13 protein-coding genes are annotated in these 16,490 nt (G+C 69.7%); 3 read left to right on the forward strand and 10 right to left on the reverse strand.

From position 1 onward, the window contains the following. Positions 1-61: 61 nt before the first annotated feature. The 3 genes from OG990_RS08015 to OG990_RS08025 all read right to left on the reverse strand — a co-directional run bounded on the left by OG990_RS08015 (position 62) and on the right by OG990_RS08025 (position 4,233). A complete protein-coding gene (locus tag OG990_RS08015) occupies positions 62-1,618 on the reverse strand; it encodes an OFA family MFS transporter (protein WP_355613870.1) in 1,557 nt (518 codons plus the stop codon). Positions 1,619-1,957: 339 nt separating this feature from the next. Next, the gene (locus OG990_RS08020; RefSeq protein WP_406079608.1) at positions 1,958-3,538 is read right to left on the reverse strand and encodes an MDR family MFS transporter; all 1,581 of its coding nucleotides are present in this window, start codon (positions 3,536-3,538) and stop codon (positions 1,958-1,960) included. 74 nt (positions 3,539-3,612) lie between these two features. Further along, positions 3,613-4,233: a TetR family transcriptional regulator gene (locus tag OG990_RS08025; protein WP_355613872.1), complete on the reverse strand. Its 621-nt coding sequence runs from the start codon at positions 4,231-4,233 to the stop codon at positions 3,613-3,615. Between the two features lie 137 nt (positions 4,234-4,370). Between OG990_RS08025 and OG990_RS08030 the strand changes: the two genes are divergently transcribed. Beyond that, positions 4,371-5,150, forward strand: coding sequence for a transposase family protein (locus tag OG990_RS08030; protein ID WP_406079610.1), 780 nt, complete (start codon positions 4,371-4,373; stop codon positions 5,148-5,150). A 49-nt stretch (positions 5,151-5,199) separates the two neighbouring features. On the opposite strand, the gene OG990_RS08035 is transcribed toward OG990_RS08030, so the two are convergent. From OG990_RS08035 to OG990_RS08055, 5 genes are read right to left on the reverse strand one after another with little or no spacing between them, the layout of a single operon-like run. Then, on the reverse strand, positions 5,200-6,027 hold the full coding sequence (locus OG990_RS08035) for an alpha/beta fold hydrolase (RefSeq protein WP_406079611.1): 828 nt from the start codon (positions 6,025-6,027) through the stop codon (positions 5,200-5,202). Further along, positions 6,024-6,896 carry an SDR family oxidoreductase gene (locus OG990_RS08040; protein ID WP_328415832.1) on the reverse strand — a complete coding sequence of 291 codons (873 nt, stop codon included), beginning with the start codon at positions 6,894-6,896 and terminating at the stop codon, positions 6,024-6,026. Before OG990_RS08040 ends, OG990_RS08035 begins: the two co-directional genes overlap by 4 nt. Beyond that, the gene (locus OG990_RS08045) at positions 6,886-8,379 is read right to left on the reverse strand and encodes an NAD(P)/FAD-dependent oxidoreductase (RefSeq protein ID WP_328415834.1); all 1,494 of its coding nucleotides are present in this window, start codon (positions 8,377-8,379) and stop codon (positions 6,886-6,888) included. Before OG990_RS08045 ends, OG990_RS08040 begins: the two co-directional genes overlap by 11 nt. Beyond that, positions 8,379-8,678 carry a DUF4873 domain-containing protein gene (locus OG990_RS08050; protein WP_328415836.1) on the reverse strand — a complete coding sequence of 100 codons (300 nt, stop codon included), beginning with the start codon at positions 8,676-8,678 and terminating at the stop codon, positions 8,379-8,381. Before OG990_RS08050 ends, OG990_RS08045 begins: the two co-directional genes overlap by 1 nt. Continuing rightward, a complete protein-coding gene (locus OG990_RS08055; protein WP_406079613.1) occupies positions 8,675-9,259 on the reverse strand; it encodes a TetR family transcriptional regulator in 585 nt (194 codons plus the stop codon). The genes OG990_RS08050 and OG990_RS08055 overlap by 4 nt, the downstream gene beginning before the upstream one ends. Positions 9,260-9,451: 192 nt before the next feature. On the opposite strand from OG990_RS08055, the gene OG990_RS08060 reads away from it, so the two are divergent. Next, entirely contained in the window at positions 9,452-10,348 is an 897-nt protein-coding gene (locus OG990_RS08060) for a diiron oxygenase (protein WP_328415840.1), read from the forward strand. Between the two features lie 60 nt (positions 10,349-10,408). Here the strand turns inward: OG990_RS08060 and OG990_RS08065 are convergent, their stop codons facing one another. Continuing rightward, positions 10,409-10,927: a winged helix-turn-helix domain-containing protein gene (locus OG990_RS08065; protein ID WP_328415841.1), complete on the reverse strand. Its 519-nt coding sequence runs from the start codon at positions 10,925-10,927 to the stop codon at positions 10,409-10,411. A gap of 349 nt (positions 10,928-11,276) precedes the next feature. Here OG990_RS08065 and OG990_RS08070 point away from each other — a divergent pair, with 349 nt between their 5' ends. Beyond that, complete coding sequence (locus OG990_RS08070; RefSeq protein ID WP_406079615.1) at positions 11,277-15,650, forward strand: S8 family serine peptidase; 4,374 nt, start codon at positions 11,277-11,279, stop codon at positions 15,648-15,650. 133 nt (positions 15,651-15,783) lie between these two features. On the opposite strand, the gene OG990_RS08075 is transcribed toward OG990_RS08070, so the two are convergent. Then, the gene (locus OG990_RS08075) at positions 15,784-16,299 is read right to left on the reverse strand and encodes a winged helix-turn-helix domain-containing protein (RefSeq protein ID WP_355613886.1); all 516 of its coding nucleotides are present in this window, start codon (positions 16,297-16,299) and stop codon (positions 15,784-15,786) included. Between the last annotated feature and the right edge of the window lie 191 nt (positions 16,300-16,490).

Here is a 16,490-nt window from a genome sequence, read left to right on the forward strand (position 1 = left end):
GCGCCTTGGCCCGCCGGCGGGCCGCAGCTCGACAACCCTCCCCGCCCGGGTGCGGACGACATCAGCCGGTGAACAGCTTCGCGGCGGTGATGGCGGTCTGGACGATGCCGTATCCGAGTAGCGCCGCGACCAGCAGCCACGACAACCAGAGCCGCCCGGTCTGGGTACCGACGTGCTCGGGCACCGGGGGCCTGCTCTCCGGGCCGAGGGCGACCGGCTCGGTGACGCTGGCGCGCGCCACGGGGGACGTTGGTCCCCGGTCGGGTTCATGGAACCGCGCTGGCACGGAACGGACCAGCAGGTTCGCGATGAACCCGACGGCGAGGATGCCGACCATGGTGAACAGCGCGGGCCGGTACGCCGACGCGGTGAGCGTGCCGGGCTTGCCCTGCGTGTCGAGGATCCCGTTGACGATCAACGGGCCGGCGACGCCCGCGGCCGACCAGGCGGTCAGCAGCCGGCCGTGGATGGCGCCGACCTGGAAGGTGCCGAACAGGTCGCGCAGGTAGGCGGGCATGGTGGCGAAGCCACCGCCGTAGAAGGAGATGATCGCGGCGGCGATCAGCACGAAGACCGCGGTCGCGGAGTGGCCGGCCACGGCGAGCAGTGCGTACAGCACCATGCCGACGCCGAGGTAGACCATGTAGATGGGCTTGCGGCCGATGAGGTCCGACGTCGTCGACCAGACGAATCGCCCGGCCATGTTGAACAGCGACAGCACCCCCACGAAACCGGCCGCCGCGGACACCGAGATGGCGGTGGTCCCGTTGTCCCGGAAGAAGTCCTGGATCATCGGGCTGGCCTGCTCCAGGATGCCGATGCCCGCCGTGACGTTGCAGAACAGCACGATCCACAGCAGCCAGAACGACCGGGTACGTACGGCGTTCGTCGCGGACACGCTCGCCCTCGTCACCAGAGGCCGGGTGGCGACGGTCGCGGGGTCGAACCCGGCGGGCCGCCAGTCCGGCGGAGGAACCCGGACGTTGAACGGGCCGAACATCATGATCACGAAGTAGCCGATGCCGAACGTGACGAAGAGTGCCACGAGGGCATGCCCCGACGCCACAGCAGCAGGGTTGTTCGGGTTGTAGCCGGAGTCGTAGAGGGAGAGCAGTTGGCGCGCGAGCGGGCCGGCGACCAGGGCGCCACCGCCGAACCCCATGATGGCAAGCCCGGTGGCGAGGCCGGGCCGGTCCGGGAACCACTTGATCAGTGTGGAGACGGGCGAGATGTAGCCGATGCCGAGCCCGATGCCGCCGATGACGCCGTATCCGAGGTAGAGCAGCCAGAGCTGATGGGTCGCGATGCCGAGCGCGCCGACCAGGAACCCCACGGCCCAGAAACAGGCGGAGACGAACATCGCCCGGCGCGGTCCGTTCCGCTCCACCCACCTGCCACCCACGGCCGCGGACGAACCCAGCATGACGATGGCGATACTGAAGATCGCCCCGATCGCCGTCTGACTGGTGTCGAAGTGCGCGATGAGGGAGTTCTTGTAGACGCTCGTCGCGTAGACCTGGCCAATGCACACGTGCACGGCCAGTGCCGCGGTCGGGATGAGCCAGCGGCTGTATCCCGGGGGAGCGACAGTGTGCCGAGGATCGAATACCGACAGCATGGTCCGCACCTCCTGCGGCTGAGTAGGCCGGCGGCGGTGCAGAGCTGTCCGAAGCCTCGCAACGTCGTCCTGCCTACTGGGCAGAATCCGCGCATACCCGGATCAGGCCGGGTCGGGAATCTCGCCGGACTCCCGGCAGTTGGCCGAGCGGTGCCGCCACAGTGGCGGCCCGGCGCACGTCCGGCGTCAGCCGTTGGCCGGCTGTACTTCACGTTACGTGGCAACCGGTTCACAGCTTGTCGATACCGAAAAACGCGGCCACGTCACGGGGCGGCCAGCGGTGTGGGCGCAGAACGGGGGCGGGCCAACCGGCCCGCCCCCGTTGTGCTGTCGTACGGCTCAGTGAATCGCGGCCTTTGCGGCCGCCTCCTCCTGGGCGCGTCGTTCGTCCCCGCTGAGGGTGTGCAGCGGCTTCTCCTTGATGAACAGCACGACGACCAGCGCGAGCAGCGCGAACGGCGCGCCGACCAGGAAGAGGTCGGCGGTGGCGATGCCGTACACGTCCTGCACGATGCGCAGCACCGGCTCAGGCAGGGTGGACAGGTCGGGCACCTCAGCGGAGCCGCCGCCGGCCGTCGCCGCCGGGCCGAGCCGCTCGGCCGTCAGCGAGGTCACCCGGCTCGCCAGCACCGCGCCGAGGGCGCTGACCCCGATGGCGCCGCCCATGCTGCGGAAGAACGTCAGCGCCGAGGTGGTGGCGCCGAGTTCGTTGGCCGGCACGTCGTTCTGCGCGGCGAGCACGAGGTTCTGCATGAGCATGCCGACGCCGATGCCCAGCACGGCCATGTAGATCGACAGGACGACGACGCTGGTGTCGGCGTCGATGGTGCCCAGGAGCAGCATCCCGACGGTCATCACCGCGGCGCCGGCCACCAGATAGGCCTTCCACCGGCCGTACTTCGTGATGAGCTGGCCGGCCACCGTCGACGAGACGAGCAGACCGAAGATCATCGGAAGGCTCATCAGGCCCGCGACGGTCGGCGACTTGCCCAGCGAGATCTGGAAGTACTGGGACAGGAAGACGGTGCCGCCGAACATCGCCACACCGACCAGCACGCTGGCGATCGTGGCCAGCGAGACCGTGCGGTTGCGGAAGATGTCCAGCGGGACGATCGGCTCCGCCGCCCGCGACTCGACGGCCACGGCCAGCGCCAGCAGGACCAGACCGCCGATGACCATCAGGGCCGTCCAGCCGGAGACCCAGTCGAACTTGTTCCCGGCCAGGGACGACCAGATCAGCAGTGTGGAGACGCCCGAGGTGATGAGCAGGGCGCCCAGCCAGTCGATCTTGGCCTTGTGGCGGACGACCGGCAGGTGCAGGGTGCGCTGCAGCAGGGCGATGGAGATGATGCTGAACGGGACCCCGATCAGGAAGCACCACCGCCAGCCCAGCCAAGACGTGTCGACGAGCAGGCCACCGATCAGCGGACCGGCGATGGTGCCGACACCGAAGACCGCGCCGAAGATGCCGGCGTAGCGGCCCAGCTCACGCGGCGGGATCATCGCCGCCATGACGATCGTGGCCAGCGCCGTCATGCCGCCGGCGCCAACGCCCTGGACGACACGGCTGAGCAGCAGCACCTCGACGTTCGGCGTGAAGCCCGCGATGAGTGAACCCACCACGAACAGTCCCAGGGAGAGCTGGATCAGCAGCTTCTTGCTGTACAGGTCGGCCATCTTGCCCCACAGCGGCACCGTGGCCGTCATGGCGAGCAGTTCGCTGGTGACGATCCACGTGTAGACCGTCTGACTGCCGTTCAGATCGGCGATGATCCGCGGCAGCGCGTTCGCCACCACCGTGGAGGCGAGGATGGACACGAACATGCCGACCATCAGGCCGGAAAGGGCCTGGAGAACCTCCCGACGCGACATGCGCGTGCCGACATCGGCGGTGTCGGCGGGCGGGGCGGTTGTGGTCATTGACGCTCCCTTGTCGGGTTTGTAGCGGAGTGACTGGCCCCGGAGCTGATGCGGCGGGGCGGGGACTGGTGGGGTCAGGAGGGGTGTGGCGGATCCGGAAGGCCGGCGGCGACGGCGGCGAACGCCTCGTCCACGAAGTCGCGCAGGGGGCGGGTGTCGTCGCTGGCGGCCCAGCGCAGCATCGCGGTGTGGAAGGAGGCACTGGTGACAGCGATGATCAGCGGCGGGAGGCCGTGGTCGGGACCTACGCCGAGGCGGGTGGCGATGACCGTGACCATGGCCCGCTCGGTCGCGATGTTGCCGGCTATCAGCCGCGGCAGCAGCGCGGGGTTCTGGGCGATGACCGCCAGCCGCAGCCTCCACAACTCCCGGTCGGCCTGCATCGTGTCGATCGCCTCGTCGAGGGCGAGCCGGACCGCCTGCAACGCCGGCACCTGCGCGGGGACGGCGGCCAGACGCGCCACAACCGGGGTGCCGTCGAGCGCCGGGTCGTCGGTGAGCGCCTCGTCCTTGCAGGTGAAGTAGTTGAAGAAGGTACGCGAGGAGACGTCGGCGGCCTCGCTGATCTCCTCCACCGTCACGTGCTCCAAGCCGCGTTCGGCGACCAGCCGCAGCGCGGCGGCGGTCAGCGCGGCCCGCGTCAGCCGCTTCTTGCGGTCCCGACGCCCGGTGGCAGCGTGGTCGGTGTCGGTCACGCGAGCGAGGCTAGGAGCCAACTTGCGGAGGCTGCAAGTTTTTAGTCTGTGAAGTGATTTTCCTGACCCGCGCTGCCTAAGGGACGTCTCGTAATCCCGGCGTCTGTCTGCTGAGGACGGTCATCGAGGATGTCTGGGTGCAGGTGATCACCGCGAGGCACCCGGAGTGGATCTTTCCGTTCACTGGACTGCAGCCCGCCCAGTTCCGCCGGCTGGTCCACCTGGTCGCCGAGCGTGGCGGTGACGCGATCGCTGACGGCCGGCCAGGCCGGCAGTGGGCTCTCGACCTGGCCGACCGGGTGCTGCTGGTCGCCGCGTACTGGCGGACGAACCTGACGATGCGCCAGATCGGCCCGTTGTTCGGGGTGTCGCACTCCGCCGCTCACCGGGTCATCGACACCCTCGGCCCGCTGCTGGCCCTGGCCCCGATTCGCCGGCGCCGGGTCGACCAGATCGCGATCGTCGACGGCACCCTCATCCCGACCCGGGACCACCGCCTGGCCGCCCCGAGCAAGAACTACCGCTACTCGACGAACCTGCAGGTCGCCATCGACGCCCACACCCGCCTCGTGGTGGCCCTCGGCGACCCACAACCCGGCAACCGCAACGACACCATCGTCTACCGGACCAGCGGCATCGACCAGAAGCTGGCCGGACGGCCGGTCATGGCCGACGGCGCCTACCGCGGCAACCCAGAGGTGATCATCCCGTACCGCAAGCCAGCCGACGACAGCGAGCTACCCGAGTGGAAGGCAGACCTGAACAGACAGCACCGCACCGTCCGAGCACAGGTGGAACACGCCCTGGCCAGGATGAAGTGCTTCAAGATCCTCCGCGACTACCGCCGCGCCGCCCACACATTGACCGACGCTGCTTCCGGCATCGCCCATCTCCACAACATCATCCTCGCCGGCTGAACCACCAGCCCGGGCGGGGCAACACCTTCGGTGAGTTACGAGACGTCCTTTAGGCGACCACCGACGGGTCCGGTCGCTCGGTGCGGGGCACGGCGCCGGTGGTCTCCAGGATGAGTGCGGCGACCAGGTCCGGGTCGTCGCTCATCGGCACGTGCCCGCAGCGGGGCAGCGTCACCACCCGGGCTGCCGGCAGGCCGGCCCGGGCGCGCTCGGCCTGGTGGACGCCGAAGATGCGGTCGCAGTCGCCCCAGCCGATGGTCACCGGCACCGTCACGTCGGACAGCCGGGGGCAGTCGAAGCGGTAGTGGCGGGCGGCTCGGGCCACGGCGTTGAAGCCGAGCCCTCGCCGCAGGGCGAGCGCGTCGCCCAGCGCGCGGTCGACGTCCAGCAGCGCCGGGCGGGCCATCAGCGGCGCGAAGCACAACGCCCGCAGGTACGCCGAGCGCAGCGCGAGCCGCATGATCGGGGTGGGCAGGTACGAGTTGGCCCGCAAGATCTTGAGGATGGCCAGCGCCCGTCGGCGCTCCGCCGGCGTGAAGAAGCCGGCGGGGGAGAAGGCGGTGGCCGAGGCGACCGCCCCGGTGGCGGCAAGCTCCAGGCCGATCGCCCCACCGAGGCTGTAGCCGGCCACATGCGGACGCTCCAGCCCCCACCCGGTCAGGACCGGCAGGACCGAGGCCACGGTGGCGGCCATGTCGGCGGGCATGCCGGCGCCGGGCACCGGGGAGTTCCCGAAGCCGGGCAGGTCGAGCGCGATCACCTCGTGGTGGGCGGTGAGCCGGTCGAACACCGGCTCCCAGGCCTGGTGGCGGTGACCGATGCCGTGGATGAGCACGAGTGGCTCACCGCTACCCGCGCGACGGAAGTGAACGGTCATGGCTGCCCTCCCACCGACGTCCTGCCGAAGGAACGCCCGAGCTGGCGTACCTCGTCCTCCAACTGGCCGACCATCGTCTGGCCACCGAACCGGGTGATCAACGCGTCCGAGAGGCCGCTCAGCACCATCGGTCGCAGCGCCTGCACCATGGCGAGCGACCGTGGCACGTACACCTTGCGTTTGCGGCGCTCGATGCCGCGCAGCAGGGCGTCGACGCACTGCTCGACGGGTACGACGGTGGACAGCGGCCACGGCAGCCGGCGCAGCGCGGTGCGGAACGATGCCAGGTCGTCACGGATGTCGCGGACCAGGTCGGTGTCGATCCAGATCGGATGTGCGGTGCCGACGGTGACGCCGCGTGGGCGGGTCTCCAGGCGCAGCACGTTGGCGAACTGCTCCACGCCCGCCTTGGACGCGCAGTAGGCGGCCATGCCGGGCATCGCCGTGAAGGCGGCGGCTGACGAGACGATCAGGACGTGGCCACGGGCGGCGGTGACGTGGGGAAGCGCCGCGCTGACCGTGCGGATCGCGCCGCAGAGGTTCACCTCGACGGTACGGACCAACGCGTCGACCGGCCCCACGGCGACGGTACCGAGGTTCGCGATGCCCGCATTCGCCACGACCACGTCGATGCCGCCGAAGCGGTCCACCGTGGAGGCCACCGCGGCGTCCAGCGCCGCCTGGTCGGTGACGTCGCACTCGTACCAGTGCGCATCGAGGTCGGCGCCGAGCTGCTTGAGCAGCTCGCCTTCCAGACCCACGACGGCGACCTGGGCGCCGCGGGCGACGGCCTCGCGGGCCATCTGCGCCCCGATGCCGCGTGCCGCGCCGGTGATGAGCATGGTCTTGCCCGCCAGGTCATACCGCATCGGCGTGCTCCCGTTCCGGATCGTTGGGGGTGTTGCCGGGCGTGGCGATCCGGTAGTCGGCCGGGCGGAACCGGCGCAGCCGCATCCGGAAGCTGGTGGCGAAGCCCGGCCAGATGGTGGTGTTGCGGCCGGTGGCGTCGAGGTACCAGCTCGAACAACCGGTCTGCCAGACGGTGCCGGTCATCTTCCGGTCGATCCGTTCGGTCCAGCGTCGTTGCGCCTCCGCGGTGGGCTCGATGGCCTGGATGCCCTTGGCCCACATGTGCCGCAGGGCCGCGAGCACCAGGTGCAGCTGCGCCTCGATCATCAACACCACGGAGGTGTGCCCGAGCCCGGTGTTCGGGCCGAGCAGGAAGAACAGGTTGGGGAAGCCGGCGATGGTGGTGCCCCGGTACGCGTGCATGCTGGGGGTCCAGGCCTCGCCCAGACTGCGTCCGCCACGGCCGTGGATGCGCCGCACCACAGGGGAGTCGGTGACGTGGAAGCCGGTGCCGAGGATGATGGTGTCCGCCCGGTGGTGTCCGCCGTCGGCGGTAACCAGGCCATCCGGCACGATCCGAGCGATGCCGGCGGTGACCACGTCGACGTTCGGCCGGGTGAGCGACGGCCAGTAGTCGTTGGAGATCAGGACCCGCTTGCAGCCCATCGCGTACCGAGGGGTGAGCTTGTCCCGCAGGTGCGGGTCGGTGACCTGACGCCGCAGCGTACGCAGGGACAGCCGCGAGGCGAGCCGGTTGACCGCCGGGTGCAGGAAGCCCAGGCCCATGGTTTCGCGTACCAGATAGAGCCCTGCCCGGACGGCCCGCTGCGCGCCGGGCACGGTGCGGAACACGGCCTGCTCGACCCGGCTGATCCGGCGCGACAGCCTCGGCATGATCCACGCGGGGGTGCGCTGGAACAGCGTCAGCTTCTCGACCGTCGGCTGGATCTGTGGCACGAGCTGGACCGCCGAGGCGCCGGTGCCGATGACCGCGACGCGGCGGCCGGTCAGGTCGTGGTCGTGTGGCCAACGGGCGGAGTGGAACACCGTACCGGCGAACTCGTCGATCCCGGGCAGGTCGGGGATGGCGGGGTCGCTGAGCGGGCCGGCCGCACAGATCAGGACCCGGGCGGTGTGGTCGCCGCCGGAGGTGCGCAGCAGCCAGCGTTGGCGCTGGTCGTCCCAGCTCGCAACCCGCACCTCGTGGCGCAGCCGCAACTTCGGGCGTATGCCGAAGCGGTCGACGCAGCCGCGCAGGTAGTCCCAGATCTCCGGCTGGCTGGAGAAGGTGTTCGACCAGCGGGGGTTGGGGGCGAAGGAGAAGGAGTAGAGGTGCGACGGGACGTCGCAGGCGCAGCCGGGGTAGCTGTTGTCACGCCAGGTGCCCCCGACGTCGTCACCCCGGTCGAAGACGAGGTAGTCGGTGAAGCCGGCCCGCTGGAGCCGGATGGCGGCGCCCAGACCGCCGAAACCGGCGCCGATAATGGCAACGTCTGATTCCATCACTCCTCCAGAGGCTCGGACACGGCACCCGGTTCGGCCAACGGCGGCCAGGGCGGATCGCCCACGCCGGTGATCCGTACGCCGCCCCACGGGTCGACCTCGGCCAGTCGGGCGGGCCGGACGCGGTCGGCGATGCGTAACTCGACGTCGCGCCGGCCGGAGCGCAGCAGGCGGGCCACCCGTGGCTCGGGCTCGATCCGCCCACCCCAGTGGTAGCGGCCGTCGACCGGCTCCCACCGTCCACTGAGGTGCACCCGGACCGAGGTGCCCTCGACGCCCGCAGGGCCGTGGTAGCTCACGGCACGATCCGCTCGTGGGCGCGGGTGAGCTCGCGCGGCAGGTCGGCGCTGGCCCGTACCCCCTCGATTCCGCTCCACAGCAGAGCGGTCAGGTAATCGGTGAGGGCCGCGCGGCTGATCGGCTGGCCGTGCGTGGTCCACCAGTCGCCGACCGCCTGCACGAAGCCCACCAGGCCGTACGCCCACGGCTCCGCCGGACCGGCGTCCAGGCCCAGCGAACGCAACCGGTCGCCGATCACCCGGGCCAGCCCGGCGGCCACCTGCCGGCTGGTGCCGGCGACCACCTGGTGGATGCCGGGGTCGCCAGACTGGTGCATCAGGAACCGGTAGAGCCTCGGCTCCGACTCGATCACCCCGAGGTACGCGTCGATCGTCGCCTCGACCAGGTCACGTTCCTCGCGGACCTGCGCTACCGCCGGCGCGATGGTGTCGACCACGCGCGCCGCCACCACCTCGCTGACCGCGACCCAGAGCTGCGACTTGTCGGCGAAGTAGCGGTAGAGGACCGGTTTGCTGACGCCTGCGGCGGCGGCCACCTGGTCCATGTCGACCCCCGGCCCGTGCCGCAGCAACGCCTGCACGGCGGCCCCGACCAGCTCCCGCCTTCGTTGCTCACGATGGTCGGCCCAGCGGTCCCGGCGGCCGTTCCCCTTTGCCTTCGGATCGCCGTCAGATGGCGGGGGCGGCGGGTCGGTTGCATTGACATCGGTGAGCGGCGATTGCATGCTACTACTCGTAACAGTTACCGGTCGTCACGTCAATATGGAGGAGCCATGGAGGCCGCACCGACGGAGACCGAGCGCGCGGCGGTCGCCGAACGACTACTCACGTCCTCACTGCGGACCAGCTACGACCCCACTGTCGAGATCGACTGGGATGCCCCGCACACTCCGGGCGCCTACTGGCTCCCGCCGCACCGCAGCAGCCTCTACGGCACGCCGCTGTGGGAGCAGCTCAGCGAGGAGCAGCGCGTCGAGCTCACCAAGCACGAGGTGGCCAGCGCGGCCAGCGCCGGGCTGTGGTTCGAGACGATCCTCATGCAGATGCTGATCCGGGAGTACTACGGCGCCGACCCGACCAGTCCGCAGGCCCAGTACGCGCTGACCGAGGTGGCTGACGAGTGCCGGCACTCCATCATGTTCGGCCGGCTGATCGAGGCGATGGACTGCCCCGTCTACCGGGCGAGCACGGTGGATCACCACCTCGGGCGCTTCCTGAAGGCCACCGCCAGCGGTCCCCGGATGTACGCCGCGATCCTCATCGCGGAGGAGATCCTCGACGCGTTCCAGCGCGAGATCATGGCAGACGAGTCGCTCCAGCCGCTCATCCGGATGGTCTCCCGCATCCACGTGGTCGAGGAGGCGCGACACGTCCGGTTCGCCCGCGAGGAGCTGGCCGGCGCGGTCGCGGCCACCGGCCCGGTGGGCATGGCGTACGCCCGACTGTTGGTCGGTCGGGCCGCCTACACGATCGCCAACCGCCTGGTCCATCCCGACGCGTACGCGGCGGTGGGTATCCCACCGGCGGTCGGCCGGGCCGCTGCCCGCGCCAACCCGCACTGGCGTGCCACCCTGCGCTGGTCGGCGGCGCGGGTGCACGCCAACCTGGCGGGCGTTGGACTGGTGGCCGGGCCAGGGCGTCTGCTGTGGACCCGGGCCGGGCTGATCTGACCCGTCGTCGCCAGGGTGACTCCGGTGAGGCAGCGCGGAACTGCCCACATCAGGCAGCGGTCAGGCCCGGCCGATCCGCGGCTCCTGACGGTCGGTCAGCCGCAACCCGACACCCCGCACCGCCTCGATCGTGGCACCGGTGCCGAGGTCCTGTAGCTTGCGCCGCAGCCGCTTCACCAGGGACTGGACGTCCGCCTTGCGCTCCAGCCCCTCGTCGCGCCAGACCGACCGGTGCAGCTCTTCGTAGCTCCAGACCCGGACCGGCGCGGTCGTCAGGCAGGTCAGCAGGTCGTGCTCCAACCGGGTCAGGTCGATCTCGCGGCCCTCGCAGCGGGCGGTGGATCGGGCCGAGTCGATGACCAGGGCGTCGCTCGCGGCGGCCGGTGCTGGCTCGGGTGGCGTCCCGGCCAGCTGTTGCGGAGCAGCGATCAGCCGGCGCAGCTCGTCGAGGTCGGCCACCAGCAGCAGCGGTGCGATGCCGTCGAGGCGCTCCGCGAGCCGGATGCGCTCGGTCGGCGATGGGGTCACCGCGATCAGCAGCGGGAACGGCTCGTCGGCCGGATCAGCCCCATCCAACATCGCTTCGTCGTCCTCGGCCACAGCACCGCCCGGGATCGATGGGCATACCTGCCCAGTTCTTGTCACGCCCCTGACAATGATTGGCAGGCACGCTGCCCAGCCTGGCAACGGTTAGCGACAAGTTGCTCACGGCAAGTTCTTGATCGTCCTTTCTTCTCGATCATAGTGTCCACTCGGGCAACCGGCGTGACCCGCGCGGTGCATGGGGGGGCATGGAAGGGTTCGTTCACTCGGTCCATCGAGACGAACCTTCTGCACCTTCACATGGCCCATTTCACCCTGGGTCGTTCTGAGGGAGGCAGCACCGATGTTCAGACGTCCACAATGGCGGCGCACAGCCAGATCACTGGTGAGCGCTGGTGCGGCGATGATCCTCGCCGCAACATGCATGGTCAGCATCGGCTCGCCCGCGCAGGCCGCGCCCGGCGGCGGGATGGGCACGGGTACCCCGGTCGGAGACAAGATCCGACCGGAGCTGGCAAAGCAGCTCCAGGCCAAGAGCGAAGGGGACTTCTGGATCCGGTTCAAGGACCGGGCGGACCTGAGCAAGGCCAGCGCCATCAAGGACTGGGCGAAGCGTGGCACGGCGGTTGCGGACGCACTGCGCAAGACCGCCGCCGAGAGCCAGGGCAAGATCCGGGCCGAGCTTGACGGCTCGGGCGCGAAGTACCAGACCTTCTGGGCGACCAACGCCATCAAGGTGAGCAGCGGCTCCCTGGCGATGGTGCAGAAGTTCGCCTCCCACGCAGAGGTCGAGGGCCTGTACGCCCCGGTCGCCTACAAGGTGCCCGAGACCACCAAGGGCACCGACGAGAAGACCGTGAACGCCCTCGAGTGGGGCATCGCGAACATCAACGCCGACGACGTCTGGTCCCAGTACGGCGTCACCGGCGAGGGCATCACCATCGCGAACATCGACACCGGCGTGCAGTTCGACCACCCGGCGTTGGTCAACTCCTATCGCGGCAACAACGGCGACGGCACGTTCGACCACAACTACAACTGGTTCAACGCCGCCGGGACCTGCGCCACCGCACCCTGTGACGGCGATGGCCACGGCACGCACACGATGGGCACCATGGCCGGCTCCGACGGCGCGAACCAGATCGGTGTCGCCCCGGGGGTCAAGTGGATCGCGGCGAACGGTTGCTGCCCCAGCGACGCCGCCCTGATCACGTCCGGTCAGTGGATGCTGGAGCCGGTCGACCTCAACGGCCAGAACCCGGACGCCAGCAAGCGACCGAACGTCATCAACAACTCGTGGGGCAGCCAGAACCCCTCCACCGAGCCCTTCATGGAGGACGTGACGCTGGCCTGGGCCGCGTCGGGGATCTTCGGAGTCTGGTCCAACGGCAACAGCGGGCCGGCATGCCAGACCAGTGGTTCGCCGGGCAGTTCCGTCAGCAACTACTCGACCGGCGCGTACGACATCAACAACAACATCGCCGGTTTCTCCGGCCGGGGTCCCGGGCAGAACGGCGACATCAAGCCCAACATCTCGGCGCCCGGCGTGAACGTCCGGTCGAGCCTTCCGGGCAACGCCTACGGCAGCGCCAGCGGCACCTCCATGGCCGCCCCGCACCTCGCGGGTACGATCGCGCTGCTGTACTCGGCGGCGCCGTCGCTGGTCGGTGACATCGACGCGACTCGTGCGCTGCTCAACGGCGCCGCGATCGACAAGGCCGACGCCCAGTGCGGTGGCACCCCTGCGGACAACAACGTCTACGGCGAGGGCCTGCTGGACGCGCTCGCGCTGCTCAACGCCGCCCCGACCGGCGACACCGGCACCCTGGCCGGCACGGTCACCGACGCGGCCACCGGCGCCCCGATCGCCGGTGCGACCCTGACGCTCACCGGCCCGACCGCGCGCGAGGTGACCACCGGTACCGACGGGAAGTACTCGACCCAACTCCCGGTCGGCGACTACCAGGTCGCCGTGGCGGCGTTCGGGTACGGCAGCACCACGAAGCCGGCGACGGTCACCGATGGCGCCACCACGACGCTCGACGTCGCGCTGACGGCGGTGGCGAGCGTCAACGTCACCGGAGCTGTCACCGACGGCTCCGGACACGGCTGGCCGCTCTACGCGAAGGTCACCGTGCAGGGTGTGTCCGGCGTGTACGACTACACCACGCCGGTGAACGGCCGCTACAGCATCAAGCTGCCGGCCGGGCAGACCTACACGCTGAAGTACGAGTCGCAGTACCCGGGCTACCAGACGGTCACCAAGGAGGTGGTCGTCGCGTCGGGTAACGTCACGGCCAACGTCGCGGTACCGGTGAACACCACCACCTGTACGACGGCGCCCGGATACACCTTCGGCTCCGACGGTGAGTACGAGACCTTCGACGGCACCACGGTGCCGGCCGGCTGGTCCGTTGTGGACAACAAGGGCAACGGCCAGGTCTGGAAGTTCACCGACGACGGCAGCCGCGGCAACCTGACCGGCGGCACCGGCAACTTCGCGATGATCGACAGTGACGCGTACGGCGCGGGCGGGAGCCAGGACACCTCGCTGGTCAGCCCGGTGGTCAACCTGACCGGGGTCACCGCCCCGGTCATCCGGTTCAACCAGGACTTCAACCAACTGGCCAGCGACCGCGGCGATGTCGATCTGAGCATCGACGGCGGGGCCACCTGGACGAACGTGCTCCGGCAGGCGACGGACGTCCGGGGGCCGAAGGTCACCGAGATCCCGATCCCGCAGGCGGCCGGCCAGGCGCAGGTCCAGGTCCGGTTCCACTACTACGACGCCTCGTACGAGTGGTGGTGGGAGGTCGACAACGTACTGATCGGCAGCCAGGTCACCTGCGTGCCGGTCGACGGTGGTCTTGTCGTCGGCAACGTCCGTGACAAGAACGACAACAGCTACATCAACGGTGCCACCGTCACCAGCGACGACCGGCCCGCCGAGAAGGGCGTCACCGTGGCGACCCCGGACGACCCGGGACTGGCCGACGGCTTCTACTGGATCTTCTCGACGCTGACCGACACGCACAAGTTCACCGCTAAGGCCGGCAACTACGTCAGCCAGAGCAAGCAGGTCGACGTCCAGGCAGACTGGGCGACCGCCGCGAACTTCGTGCTGGCGGCCGGCCGGCTGTCGGTGGCACCGACCCAGCTGAGCGCGACGGTCCAGATGCCCAGCGGCAAGGCCAGCAAGACGTTCACGGTGACCAACACCGGCGGCGCGCCGGTCGACGTCGAGTTCAGTGAGCGCGACAACGGGTTCGAACTCCTTCGGGCGGACGGGTCCCGGGTGACCAGGCAGCAGGTGCTCGGTTCCGGCGGCGCGCCGGAGCAGCGGCTCACCGTGCCGACGTCGTTCGCCGCCAAGGCGTCCGGCAAGGCGGCGACGGCGACCTCCGCCGCGGTCAGCCCACAGGCTGCGCCGTGGACGGACATCACCGACTACCCGTCCAACATCATGGACAACCGTGTGGTGAACCTGGACGGCAAGGTCTATTCGATCGGCGGTGGCGACGGCAGCGCCTCCACCACGAAGAACGTCGTCTACGACCCGGTCGCGCAGACCTGGACGCCGGTCGCTGACCTTCCCGGCGCCCGCAACGCCCTGACGGTGGGCGTCGTGGGCGGGAAGATCATCGCCACCGGTGGCTGGGGTGCCTCCGGGCCGGACTCGGCTACCTGGTCGTACGACCCGGCGGCCAACACCTGGACCGAGTTGGCCGACAACCCGGCGCCGCGAGCCGCTGCCGGCCAGGCGGTCGTCGACGGCAAGCTGTACGCGATCGGTGGCTGCACCACGGCCGCCTGTACGCCGATGTCGAACAGTGTCGTCCGGTACGACCCGGCCAGCGACACCTGGGAGACGCTGGCCAACTACCCGAAGTCGGTGGCCTTCGCCTCCTGCGGAGGGATCGACGGCACGGTCTACTGCACCGGTGGCAATGACGGCGCTGCCGCGCAGAAGTCCAGCTACGCCTTCGACCCGGGTGCCAACACCTGGACCGCCATCGCCGATGCGCCGGTCGACAACTGGGCCAGCTCGTTCGCTGTTGCGAGCGGCAAGCTCCTCGTCGTCGGTGGTTCGCAGGGTGGAGCCATCAGCAACGCCGGCTTCGCCTACGACCCGGCCACCAGCTCGTGGTCCAACCTGCCGAACGCCAACACCGCGCGCTACCGCGGTGGCGCGGCGTGCGGCTTCTACAAGATCGGCGGCTCGTCCGGCAACTTCAACGCGGCGCCGGACAGCGAGGTGCTGCCCGGGTTCGAGGGTTGTGCCGAGGCGGCGGCCGATGTCAGCTGGATGACGATCGACAAGTCGGCCGTCACCCTCGCGCCGGGTCAGAAGGTCACGGTCACCGTCGGGATGACGGCGAACGTCGATCAGCCGGGCACCTACTCCGGCTCGGTGGGGATCAAGGAGAACACGCCGTACACGGTGGCACCCGTCGCGGTGACCATGAACGTGACGCCTCCGAAGACCTGGGGCAAGCTGCTGGGCACGGTGACCGGGACCAGCTGCCAGGGTGCGACCTCGCCGATTGCCGGTGCGGTGGTCCAGGTCGACTCGTGGGCGATGTCGTGGACCTTCGCCACCGACGCCCAGGGCAAGTACGCCTACTGGGTGGACCGTCGGAACAACCCGCTCACGATGATCGTCGCCAAGGACGGCTGGAAGCCCCAGACCCGTCAGACGAAGGTCAACACCACCACGCCCACCGTGGAGGACTTCGGGTTGTCTCCCGTTCGGTGCTGACGTCTGAGCGGTAGCACGATCCGGCCCGCCTGGTCACTGACCAGGCGGGCCGGACCAGCTTCGCCGGCGGTGAGCCGGAGCGACACAATCCGGGGGCGCCGCAGCCGCGGCGCCCCCGGATTGCCGGTCGCGATCAGACCGGGGCGAGCCGGAAGCCGACCCCACGCACCGCGTGGATCGTCGCGGCGGCGTTCAGCCGGGCGAGTTTGCGGCGTACCCGTCGGATGACCGAGTGCATGTCGGACCCGCGGCCGAGGTGCCTGTTGCCCCAGACCTCAAGGTGCAGGCGCTCGTACGTCCAGACCTGTCCGGGTGCGTCGACCAGGCAGAGCAGCACGTCGTGCTCCAGCCGGGTCAGGTCGATCTCCTGGTCGCGCCACCGCAGCACCCGGCGGTCGGAATCGACGGCCAGCTCGGGTGGTGGCGGCGAGTGCGTGCTCTGCGCCGCCTCGGCGACCACCGCCTGAGCGGGGGGAGTCGCCGTGGCGACGGGAGGCACCTCGACCACCCCGAGGAACTCCCGTGCCTGCTCGACGCTTGAAACAATCAGGAATGCGTCGCTCCCGCCGAGCAGCCGCGCCAACTGTCGGCGTTCGGCCGGCGAGGACGCGATGCCGATCACCAAGGAGGCGGCCGGAATCCCCTGCATTTCCCCAACCCCTTCCGGTTCCCCAACTCGCTCCGGATGGTTTTTCGCACCGCCGACCGAAAATATCGATCAATCGATGTCCTGACCTTAGTGGTGGCTCGTCTCGGTCGGGTAAAACATAGTTGCATGTAAGCATATGAATGAGCGTTTAGGTGCGGGCAAGCCGTTCGGGGGCGGCTTCGTCGGTTTTG

The sequence above is a fragment of the Micromonospora sp. NBC_00858 genome, assembly GCF_045207365.1.
Classification (GTDB): domain Bacteria; phylum Actinomycetota; class Actinomycetes; order Mycobacteriales; family Micromonosporaceae; genus Micromonospora.